Origin of the sequence: Streptomyces sp. SP18BB07 (assembly GCF_036322545.1) — a bacterium.
GTDB lineage: Bacteria > Actinomycetota > Actinomycetes > Streptomycetales > Streptomycetaceae > Streptomyces > Streptomyces deccanensis.
This window is the reverse complement of the sequence record NZ_JAQYWT010000266.1, coordinates 79115-89284: the sequence shown is the minus strand read 5'-3', so window position 1 is coordinate 89284 and position 10170 is coordinate 79115. Positions and strand designations below refer to the sequence as shown.

General features: G+C 69.8%; 9 protein-coding genes and 1 tRNA gene. 5 read left to right on the top strand and 5 right to left on the bottom strand.

What is annotated here, in order from left to right:
- On the top strand, positions 1–180 hold a 180-nt coding region (locus PUR53_RS11740), incomplete at its 5' end, for an acetyl-CoA carboxylase biotin carboxyl carrier protein subunit (protein WP_329908250.1).
- 179 nt (positions 181–359) lie between these two features.
- Positions 360–1661 carry a class I SAM-dependent methyltransferase gene (locus PUR53_RS11735; RefSeq protein WP_329908249.1) on the top strand — a complete coding sequence of 434 codons (1302 nt, stop codon included), beginning with the start codon at positions 360–362 and terminating at the stop codon, positions 1659–1661.
- 58 nt (positions 1662–1719) lie between these two features.
- Here the strand turns inward: PUR53_RS11735 and PUR53_RS11730 are convergent, their stop codons facing one another.
- Complete coding sequence (locus PUR53_RS11730) at positions 1720–4260, bottom strand: ABC transporter permease (RefSeq protein WP_329908248.1); 2541 nt, start codon at positions 4258–4260, stop codon at positions 1720–1722.
- 85 nt (positions 4261–4345) lie between these two features.
- On the bottom strand, positions 4346–5116 hold the full coding sequence (locus PUR53_RS11725; protein ID WP_329908246.1) for an ABC transporter ATP-binding protein: 771 nt from the start codon (positions 5114–5116) through the stop codon (positions 4346–4348).
- Positions 5117–5546: 430 nt separating this feature from the next.
- Between PUR53_RS11725 and PUR53_RS11720 the strand changes: the two genes are divergently transcribed.
- Together PUR53_RS11720 and PUR53_RS11715 are read left to right on the top strand one after the other, a co-directional pair.
- Positions 5547–5629, top strand: a tRNA-Leu gene (locus PUR53_RS11720).
- 352 nt (positions 5630–5981) lie between these two features.
- Positions 5982–6863 (top strand): Bax inhibitor-1/YccA family protein, encoded by an 882-nt coding sequence (locus PUR53_RS11715; protein WP_329898775.1) that lies wholly within the window; start codon positions 5982–5984, stop codon positions 6861–6863.
- A gap of 108 nt (positions 6864–6971) precedes the next feature.
- Here PUR53_RS11715 and PUR53_RS11710 read toward each other — a convergent pair whose 3' ends face one another.
- Entirely contained in the window at positions 6972–7202 is a 231-nt protein-coding gene (locus PUR53_RS11710; RefSeq protein WP_152169414.1) for a DUF4287 domain-containing protein, read from the bottom strand.
- Between the two features lie 103 nt (positions 7203–7305).
- Here PUR53_RS11710 and PUR53_RS11705 point away from each other — a divergent pair, with 103 nt between their 5' ends.
- Positions 7306–7617, top strand: a complete 312-nt coding sequence (locus tag PUR53_RS11705; RefSeq protein ID WP_329898776.1) for a hypothetical protein — start codon at positions 7306–7308, stop codon at positions 7615–7617.
- A gap of 130 nt (positions 7618–7747) precedes the next feature.
- On the opposite strand, the gene PUR53_RS11700 is transcribed toward PUR53_RS11705, so the two are convergent.
- Positions 7748–8530, bottom strand: a complete 783-nt coding sequence (locus PUR53_RS11700) for a hypothetical protein (RefSeq protein WP_329898806.1) — start codon at positions 8528–8530, stop codon at positions 7748–7750.
- A 295-nt stretch (positions 8531–8825) separates the two neighbouring features.
- Positions 8826–10043, bottom strand: coding sequence for an acetyl-CoA C-acetyltransferase (locus tag PUR53_RS11695; RefSeq protein ID WP_329898777.1), 1218 nt, complete (start codon positions 10041–10043; stop codon positions 8826–8828).
- Positions 10044–10170: the final 127 nt, after the last annotated feature.

Below are 10170 nucleotides of genomic sequence, written 5' to 3'. Positions count from 1 at the left end.
GTCAAGGTCGCCGTCGAAGAGGGCCAGGAAGTCAAGGAAGGCGACCTCGTCGTCGTCCTGGAAGCCATGAAGATGGAACAGCCCCTCAACGCCCACCGCTCCGGCACCATCAAGGGCCTCACCGCCGAGATCGGCACCTCCCTCACCTCCGGCGCCCCCATCTGCGAGATCAAGGACTGACGACAACGTCAGCCTCCCCACCCACCCGCCTCGCCCACCACCCACACCTCCCTCCCCGACCCGTGCCCCGTACAGGTGTTTTGCCGAGTTGTAACGCCTCAGGGGGACTGCACCGACGTCTCATCGGTGTTTACGTGGTCTCGGACATTCCGGGATCATCCATCACGGAGGTGTGCGCCATGCAGGACGCCGCGTCGCGGCTGACGACCCTGTTCGAGCAGTTGTCGGGGACCCCGCTCCCGGTCCGCCTGCGGGCCTGGGACGGATCGACGGCCGGACCGCCGGACGCCCCCGTCCTCGTGGTACGCAACCGCAGGGCCCTGCGCCGAGTGCTGTGGAAGCCGGGCGAGCTGGGCCTGGCCCGCGCCTGGGTGGCCGGCGACCTAGGTGTGGACGGCGACCTCTACGCCGTACTGGACCTCGTGGCCGGACACGTGTGGGAGCGGGACGAGGACGCCCGGAGCCTCGCCGACACCCTGCGCGACCCGCGCGCACGGGCGGCCGTCAAGGACCTGCTGAAGCTCGCCGGCCCCGCCGTCCTGCTGCCGCCCGAACCGCCCCGCGAGGAGGTCCGCACCCGCCACCGGCACACCAGACGCACCGACAGACGAGCCGTCAGCCACCACTACGACGTCGGCAACGACTTCTACGAGGCCGTCCTCGGCCCGTCGATGGTGTACTCCTGCGCCTACTGGGCCGCCTCCGACGGCACCACCACCCTCGAAGCCGCCCAGCACGACAAGCTCGACCTCATCTGCCGCAAACTCGGCCTGAGCCCGGGGCAGCGGCTCCTCGACGTCGGCTGCGGCTGGGGCTCCATGGCCGTGCACGCCGCCCGCGAGTACGACGTCCACGTCGTCGGCGTCACCCTCTCCCAGGAGCAGGCCGCCTACGCCCGTAAGCGCGTCGCCGACGAGGGCCTCACCGACCGCGTCGAGATCCGCGTCCAGGACTACCGCGACGTCACCGACGGGCCCTACGACGCGATCTCCTCCGTCGGCATGGCCGAACACGTGGGCGCGGACCGCTATCTGGACTACGCCGAGGACCTGTACCGGCTGCTCGCCCCCGGCGGACGGCTGCTCAACCACCAGATCTCCCGGCGCCCGCAGCGCGACGAGAGCACGTACTCCGTCGACGGCTTCATCGACGCGTACGTCTTTCCGGACGGCGAACTCGCCCCGATCGGCACCACCGTCACCCAGCTCGAACGCGCCGGGTTCGAGGTCCGCGACGTGGAGTCCCTGCGCGAGCACTACGCCCTCACCCTGCGTGCCTGGGTCACCAACCTCGAAGCGCGCTGGGCGCACGCCGTCGCCCTGGTCGGCCCCGGCCGCGCCCGCGTCTGGCGCCTCTACATGGCCGCCTCCGCCCTCGGCTTCGAACGCAACCGCCTCGGCGTCAACCAGGTACTGGCCGTACGGCCGCCGGAAGGGGGCGCGTCGGGCCTTCCGCTCAGGGCCCGGACCTGGGGCGCCTGAACGCCCGACGGGGGCGCGTACGGCCATGTACGCGCCCCCGTCCGTATGTCCGCCGCGGCTACTCGGACTTGATCGCCGCGAGCATGTTCAGCTTCGCCGCGCGCCGGGCCGGCCACAGCGCGGCCAGGATGCCGACCGTGGCGGCGAGGAGGAGGAAGACGGCCATCCGGGCCCAGGGGAGGACCAGTTCGTACGTCGGCATCCTGCTGGCGACGAGTTCGCCGGCCGCCCAGCCGAAGAAGACGCCCAGGCCGATGCCGAGGACTCCGCCGAAGAGGGAGATGACCAGGGACTCCAGACGGACCATCCGCTTGATGCCCCGCCGGTCGAGACCGATCGCACGGAGCATGCCGATCTCCTGCGAGCGCTCGAACACCGACATCGCCAGGGTGTTGATCACCCCGAGGACGGCGACGATCACGGCCATGGCCAGCAGGCCGTACAGCATGTTCAGCATCAGGGTGAACATCTTCGCGATGTCGTCGGAGAGGTCCTGTCCGCTCTGGACCTTGATCGCCGGGTTCTCGCCGAGGGCCTTCTCCAGGCGGTCCTTGGCGGCGTCGGAGGCACCGGCCGAGGTCTTCACCATGACCATCATGTCGGCCGGGTCGACCTCGGCGGGCAGCCGCGCGTCGAGCGTCCTGTTGTCGAGGAGGATGCCCCGGATCAGCTCGTTGTTCTCGTAGACCCCGGCGACCGTCAGCTTCTGCTTCTGGCCCCCCTCGAACCCGGCGGTGAACTCCGAACCGGCCTTCCAGCCGCGCCGCTCGGCGGTCTCCGCGTCCACCACGACCTCGCCGCCGCCGACCTTGAACCTTCCGCTGTCGAGGGGGAAGTCGGTGAGCTTCGCGATGGCCGCGCCGTTGACGCCCGTGAGGTACTCGGTCTCGCCGCCGATCCGGGACTCCGCGTTGCGCAGCGGCGAGACGGCGGTGACGCCCTCGGCTGCGGCGAGCTTCTTCGCCACGTCCGGGGAGAGGAAGTTGCCGTTGGCCATCGAGACGACGTAGTCCGCCTTGATCGCGTCGGCGGCCATCTTGCCGATGGACTTCTGCAGGCTGCCCGCCATCACCGTCATGCCGGTGATCAGCGTGAGACCGATCATCAGCGCCGAGGCGGTCGCGGCGGTGCGGCGCGGATTGCGCACGGAGTTCTGCCGGGCGAGCTTGCCGGAGATCCCGAAGACCCTCATGAGGGGGGCGGCGGCCGCGATCAGCGGGCGGGACAGCAGCGGGGTGAGGACGAAGACACCGATGATCAGCAGCACCGCGCCGAAGCCCATCGGGGCCTGCCCGTCCGAGCCCTCCATGGTGGTGGCGTACAGCACGGTCGCCACGCCCGTGCCGGCGAACAGCGCGCCGATCGTGTTCCGTACGACGAGCGACTTGGTCGTCGCCTTCGCGTGCACGCTGCTCATCGCGGCGACCGGCGGGATCTTCGCCGCCCGGCGGCCCGGCAGCCAGGCGGCCAGCATCGTGATCAGCACGCCGACGAGCAGGGCGGTGGCGACCGTGCCGGGCGAGACCACCAGCGGGCCGGCGGGGACGGTCTCACCGAGGGAGCCGATCAGGGCCCGCATCCCGGCGCCGATGCCGACACCGGCGGCGAGACCGGTGACGGCGGCGACCGCGCCCACCACGAACGCCTCGATCAGCACGGTCCGCGTCACCTGGCGGCGGGAGGCACCGACCGCGCGCAGCAGCGCCAGTTCCTTGGTGCGCTGGGCGACCAGCATCGTGAAGGTGTTGGCGATGATGAACGTGCCCACGAACAGGGCGATTCCGGCGAAGACCAGCAGCCCGTTCTTCAGGCCGCTCATCTCGGCGGCGATCTGCGTGGCCTGGTCGTCCGCGAGCTGCTGACCGGTGGTGGTGTGGGCGGCGTCCTTCGGCAGGACCTTGTCGACGGCCTGCTGCAACTGGGCCTGGCTGGTGCCCGGCGCCGCCGTCACGTTGATCGTGTCGAACTCGCCCTCCATGTGGAAGAGCTTCTGCGCGGTCGCCGTGTCGAACAGGGTGAGGCTGCCGCCGGCGGCGACATTGCCGTCGTCCGTCGTGAAGATGCCGCTGATGGTGGGGGTGAGGACCGGGCCGTCGACGGACAGCCGCACGGTGTCGCCCACCTTGTACCCGGCCCGCTTCGCGGTCTCCGAGTCGATCGCGATCTCGTCCGCGCCCCGGGGCGCGCGCCCGCCGTCCTGGAGGGGATACCGGGGGTCGTCCGTCCCCCAGAAGTTCCCGCCCTGCGACTGGAAGCCGCCGCCGATCAGCTTGCCGTCCTTGCCGGCGAGGGCGGTGAACCCGCTCACCACACCGAACGCCGACTCGACGCCGGGCGCCCGCTCGACCTTCTTCAGCAACTCCGGGGTGAGCTTCGGCTGTTCGGCGACGGTGTCGCCCTCGTCCGGCTGGTATTCCGACCGGATCGCGACGTCCACGTGGTCGAAGCCCTTGGCCGAGCTCTTCTGGAGCGCGTCCGAGATGGTGTTCGTGAAGACCAGCGTGCCGGACACGAAGGCGACGCCGAGCATCACCGCGAGCACGGTCATGAGCAGCCTGGCCTTGTGCGAGAGCACGTTGCGCAGGGCGGTACGGAACATGAAGGGGTCCCTGTTTCGGGGTCGGGGGGCGGGTGGGGGCGGAGGCGGCAGGGGGAAGTCCCTCAGGTGGAGGGGGCGAACTCCCTCAGCTCGTACGTCCCTTGGTGTCGAACCTCTTCATCCGGTCCAGCACCAGGTCCGCCGTCGGCTCGTGCATCTCGTCCACGATGCGCCCGTCGGCGAGGAAGATGACGCGGTCCGCGTATGCCGCGGCCACGGGGTCGTGCGTCACCATCACGACGGTCTGCCCCAACTCCCGTACGGAGTTGCGCAGGAAGCCCAGCACCTCGGCGCCCGAACGCGAGTCGAGGTTTCCGGTGGGCTCGTCCCCGAAGATGATGTCCGGCCGGGAGGCGAGCGCCCGCGCCACGGCGACGCGCTGCTGCTGGCCGCCGGAGAGCTGGGCGGGCCGGTGGCTCAGCCGGTCGGCGAGGCCCACCATCCTGATCACGGTGTCCAGCCACTGCTTGTCCGGCTTGCGGCCCGCGATGTCCATCGGGAGGGTGATGTTCTCCAGCGCGGTCAGCGTCGGCAGCAGGTTGAACGCCTGGAAGATGAAGCCGATCTTGTCCCGGCGGAGCTTGGTGAGCTGCTTGTCCTTCAGCGAGCCCAGTTCGGTCTCGCCGATGCGGACCGAGCCGGCCGAGAAGGTGTCCAGGCCGGCCACACAGTGCATCAGCGTGGACTTGCCGGACCCCGAGGGGCCCATGATCGCCGTGAACTGGGCCTGCCGGAAGTCGACGGTCACCTGGTCCAGCGCGACGACACGGGTCTCGCCCTGTCCGTAGACCATCGACAGTTCCGTGGCGCGGGCGGCCACGGCGGTGGACCGGTCGGCGAGGGGAGTGGTGGTCACGGGTGGTAACTCCTGTCGGGACGACGGCGCGTGTCGATTCTTGGACGACTCCATCGTCTCGGCGGAGGGGCGCCGTGTAGTCAGCCGCTGTTCCGGTTCCGGGGCAGACTTCTGACGGACCGGCGGGGGGCTCGTCATACCTGGGGATGACGGTCGGCTCCGACCGGGGTGTGGGGGGCATGAACCGACACGAGTCAGCGCGTCACCGCGTGTGTGTCGGGTGGGGCCGCTCGTTCGGGCGGTGAAATTCCGTCATTCCGCGCACGGCCGGTCGTGCCGTCCGTAAGGCTATTGGCAAGTGCGGATGGCGTGTTCCGTGGGCTGATGCACCCTCAGACGTCAATAAAATAAGACAACATCGGTCCGCTCTTCGACTGTTCGGGGGAAGCGTCCCGATAGGCTCGGGACCGCAGCGCGGAGCCCATGGCCTGCCCGGATGGTGGAATGCAGACACGGCGAGCTTAAACCTCGCTGCCCCTCGCGGGCGTACCGGTTCAAGTCCGGTTCCGGGCACCTCCGACCAACCCAGCACATTTCTCCCCATACCCCCACATCCCCTCCCGACCTGAGGCGCGTCTCGCCCACCCCATCCGTTTGCCCCCGGTGAAGATCCCCGGGGACACGGCGCCGCCCGAGGCTCAGCGACCGGGGCCTTCACTATCAGTGACCGCAAGCCCTGGGGGCAGGTCGGGTGACGTGGTGGGGGTGGGTTGGGGTTGAGGGGGGTGGGGCGGGGAATCAGGGGGACGCGTAGCGTGTTCGATGTCAGGGCAGGGGAAAGATCCTCCCCAAGCACTAGGGTCATTCTTTTGCCCACCTATTACTCTTGAGCCAAGGCCACGCAGGGTGGCCATGGAGGAGTGAAATGAGGAGCAGCAACCCGGTCTTCTCGCGACGGGGGTTCAGCCGCGACAACGGCTACGCGGGCTTCAACACCGCGCCGCAGGCCGGGGGAGCAGCTGTCGGCACCCAGGGCAACCCCTACGCCCAGCAGGGCGGCAACCCGTACGCGACGAACCCGTACGCCCAGCAGGGCGTACAGCCCGGCACCCCGCCGCAGGCCCCGGCCCGCACGGGCGCCATGACCATGGACGACGTCGTCATGCGCTCGGCCATGACGCTCGGCACGGTCGTCGTCGGCGCGGTCCTCGCCTGGGCCCTCCTGCCGGTGTCGCCCACGAGCTACGGCCTGGCCATCGGCGCCGCGCTCATCGCCTTCGTCCTGGCGATGGTGCAGTCCTTCAAGCGCAAGGCCTCGCCCGCGCTGATCCTGGCGTACGCCGCGTTCGAGGGTGTCTTCCTCGGTGTGCTCAGCGAGATGTTCAACTCGGAGTGGAGCGGCGCGCCCTTCCAGGCGGTGCTCGGCACCATGGCCGTCTCCGGCGCCACCCTCCTGGTCTACAAGGCGGGCTGGATCCGGGTCACCGCGCGGTACGCCCGCATCGGCATGACCATCGCGATCGCCTTCATCCTCGTCATGGCGGTCAACCTGCTGCTCGTCGTCTTCGGGCTCGCCCCCGACGGCGGACTGCGCAGCATGGGCCCGCTCGGCGCGATCGTCGGCATCCTCGCGATCCTGCTCGGCGCGTTCTTCCTGACCCTGGACTTCAAGCAGATCCAGGACGGCATCGCCTACGGTGCCCCGCGTGAGGAGGCCTGGCTGGCCGCGTTCGGCCTGACCATGACCCTCGTGTGGATCTACATCGAGATGCTCCGCCTGGTCGCCATCTTCAGCGGCGACGACTAGATCCGACAGGTCGAGCCGATCGGACAGATCGCGCCGATCTAGCGGGAACACTGATGAAGGGCCCCCGAACCTCGCGGTTCGGGGGCCCTTCATGGGTTCTCGGCGGCTTCACCGGAGCTTCCGCGCGGCCCTCCTCAGGTCGTACTCGTGAATGATCGCTTTGGCGTGTCCGTACGCGAGGTCGTACTCGTGCCGGAGCCAACTGACCTTCTCCTCGAAATTGAAGAGAGCGGGGCCTTCGTCGACTTTGCGGAGCCAGTCGGAGACTTCGCGACCGGTGCAATGGGGGATGCGGGCGAGCAGGTTGCGATGGGTCTCCTCGGAGAAGACTTGGGACATCGGCGCCTCCGGACGAAAGGGAATGTAAGCCGGTCCTTCAGGTCACGTTGCCTGAGTGGCGGCCTGTTGGCAACAGTCCGGTTCAGGCGCGTACGCTCGCGGCGTGCTTGATACGACGCCGTTGACCCGTGCCGTGGATCATTTCGCCGACCGGCTGCGGGCGGCCCCGCAGAGCCGGCTGCAGCGGAGTGCCGCCGCGGAGGCGCTGGGGCTGGCCAGGGAGTTGGCACTGCGTGCCCAGCGGCTGGAGACGCCCGAGGGGCCGTTCCACGAGATGCCGGACGCGGGCATGTTCGCGGCGGCCGATCAGGTCATGGTCGCCGGCAACGATCTCGCGCTGGTGCTGGCGGACGAGGGGGCGCTCGCGGAGGCCGTGGCACTGGTGGAGGAGGCTCAGCGGCGGGCCGGGGTGTGAGGCGGGCCCCCACGGGGAGCGTCGGCGCACCCGGGGGAGGGGGCGCGCGTTCGTCGGCGGGTGCGGGCCCGGTGGGGCTTCGCGCGCAGTTCCCCGCGCCCCTTCAGGGCGCGGCTGGAAGTGTCGGCCTCTACAGGGACGCGATGACCCGGTCCGCCAGTATGTAGACCATGTCGTCGCCGCACTCGAACGTGAGGGTGTACGCGCCGGAGATGCCCGAGCCGCCCAGGAGGACCGGGGTGTCGCCGGTCTGGAGGGCCGTGGCGAGGCGCTCGGCGGTCTCGCGGTGGCCGGGGGTCATGCACAGGGTGGTGCCGTCGGCGAAGACGTAGACGTCGAGGGTGCCCAGGGGGCCCGGGCGGACGTCGGCCAGCTCGGTGCGGGACGCGGCGAGGTCCTCCAGACAGGCGACCGTGCGCTCGTGGTCGTTGGCCACAGGTGACTGCACCGGTACGAAATCGGGGTGCGAGGGGTGGCGGCGGCGGGCCGCGGCCAGCTCGGCGGAGTCCCCGGCGAACTCGTCGCTCTCCAGACCGGCCTCGATCACCGGCTCCAGGTGTTCCAGGCCCGCGAAATCGGACTGCCGGGGCAGGAACAGGTCGCTCTCGGGCAGACCCAGCAGCGGCGGCGTGTCGGTGACGTCACGGGACTCCTGGGCGGCCCAGAAGGCCCGGGCCTCGGCGAGCTCACGCTCCCGCTCCTCGGCGAGGGCCTCGGCGACGGCGGCGCGTATCTCCTCGGCGTCGGCGGCCGGACGGGCGGCCGGCACCAGGGCACGTGCCCCGACGGTCCGGCTCTCGGCCAGCTCGGTGCGCAAGGCAGCGACCTGTCGGCGCAGACCCACGAGGGTGCGCAGGACGGCGACGCCCACGGCGGCGGTGGCGGCCGTGGTGAGCAGCAAGGCGATCGGCATGGCGCTCACTGACGTACTCCCGGTTCAAAGTCGACCCCCGACTTCCTACATCAGCTTGAAGGGCGGACTAACCAGCTGTCAGTGCGTAACGTCACGAAACGGGCAGGAATCTTGCCCCGATGTTTGGTGGTGAAACGGCTCTGAGCTGCGTAAATCGCTCTCCGGGGGGAGATAGGTCACATCCTGGGGGAGATTGGATCACAAAACGGCCCGGAGCCCCACGGATTCTGGGACTCCGGGCCACAGCATCACGGTGCGCTTCCGTGCGGTCACGGCTCCGCGCGGGACCGCACGGTCAGCTGAGGCGCTCGATGACCATCGCCATGCCCTGGCCGCCGCCGACGCACATCGTCTCCAGACCGAACTGCTTGTCGTGGAACTGGAGGGAGTTGATGAGCGTGCCGGTGATCCGGGCGCCGGTCATGCCGAAGGGGTGGCCGACGGCGATGGCGCCGCCGTTCACGTTCAGCTTGTCCAGCGGGATGTCCAGGTCGCGGTAGGAGGGGATCACCTGGGCGGCGAAGGCCTCGTTGATCTCGAACAGGTCGATGTCGTCGACGGTGAGACCCGCGCGGGACAGGGCCTGCTTCGACGCCTCCACCGGGCCGTAGCCCATGATCTCGGGGGAGAGGCCGGAGACGCCGGTGGAGACGATCCGGGCGAGCGGGGTGAGGCCGAGGTCCCGCGCCTTGGTGTCGGACATGATCACCAGGGCGGCGGCGCCGTCGTTCAGCGGGCAGCAGTTGCCGGCGGTGACCAGGCCGTCCTCGCGGAAGACCGGCTTCAGGCCCTGCACGGCCTCCAGGGTGACGCCGGCGCGCGGACCGTCGTCCTTGCTGACGACCGTGCCGTCGGGCAGCGTCACGGGGGTGATCTCGCGCTCCCAGAAGCCCTTGCCGATGGCCTCCTCGGCGAGGTTCTGCGAGCGGACGCCGAACTCGTCCATCTCCTGCCGGGTCACACCCCACTGGCGGGCCAGGTTCTCGGCGGTCTGCCCCATCGCGATGTACGGGTCGGGGAGCAGGCCGTCCTCACGCGGGTCGTGCCAGGAGGCGCCGACCGACTTGGAGACCGCCTCCGTGCGGGCCTCGGCCTCGGCGAAGAGCGGGTTGCGGGCGGTGTGGATGTCGCTGGTGCCGCGCGCGCTGCTGCTGACGACCTCGACACCGGCCGAGATGAAGACGTCGCCCTCGCCGGCCTTGATGGCGTGCAGGGCCATGCGGGAGGTCTGGAGCGAGGAGGAACAGTAACGGGTGATCGTGCAGCCCGGCAGGTGGTCCATGCCCAGCTGTACGGCCACGATCCGGCCCAGGTTGTGGCCCTGCTCGCCGCCGGGGAGGCCGCAGCCCAGCATCAGGTCGTCGATGTCCCTCGGGTCCAGCTCCGGGACCTTCGCGAGGGCGGCCGCGACGATGGTGGTGGTCAGGTCGTCGGGGCGCAGGTCCTTCAGCGAGCCCTTGAAAGCGCGGCCGATGGGGGAGCGGGCGGCTGAGACGATCACGGCTTCGGGCATCACGGCTCCATTGGCATGCGTACGGAAAGCTGGGCTGTGGGGGAAGTTACCCGTACGTATGGTCCGGGTCACGGGCATGAGGGTGTGACTCCGACCGCACTTTTCTAAGCGCTTGCTTTTTTGGTTG

What these genes read in the sequence shown, in the direction of transcription:
- PUR53_RS11695 (WP_329898777.1), bottom strand. Translation starts at nt 10,043, where the DNA reads ATGCCCGAAGCCGTGATCGTCTCAGCCGCCCGCTCCCCCATCGGCCGC.
- PUR53_RS11715 (WP_329898775.1), top strand. Translation starts at nt 5,982, where the DNA reads ATGAGGAGCAGCAACCCGGTCTTCTCGCGACGGGGGTTCAGCCGCGAC.
- PUR53_RS11710 (WP_152169414.1), bottom strand. Translation starts at nt 7,202, where the DNA reads ATGTCCCAAGTCTTCTCCGAGGAGACCCATCGCAACCTGCTCGCCCGC.
- PUR53_RS11730 (WP_329908248.1), bottom strand. Translation starts at nt 4,260, where the DNA reads ATGTTCCGTACCGCCCTGCGCAACGTGCTCTCGCACAAGGCCAGGCTG.
- PUR53_RS11700 (WP_329898806.1), bottom strand. Translation starts at nt 8,530, where the DNA reads ATGCCGATCGCCTTGCTGCTCACCACGGCCGCCACCGCCGCCGTGGGC.
- PUR53_RS11735 (WP_329908249.1), top strand. Translation starts at nt 360, where the DNA reads ATGCAGGACGCCGCGTCGCGGCTGACGACCCTGTTCGAGCAGTTGTCG.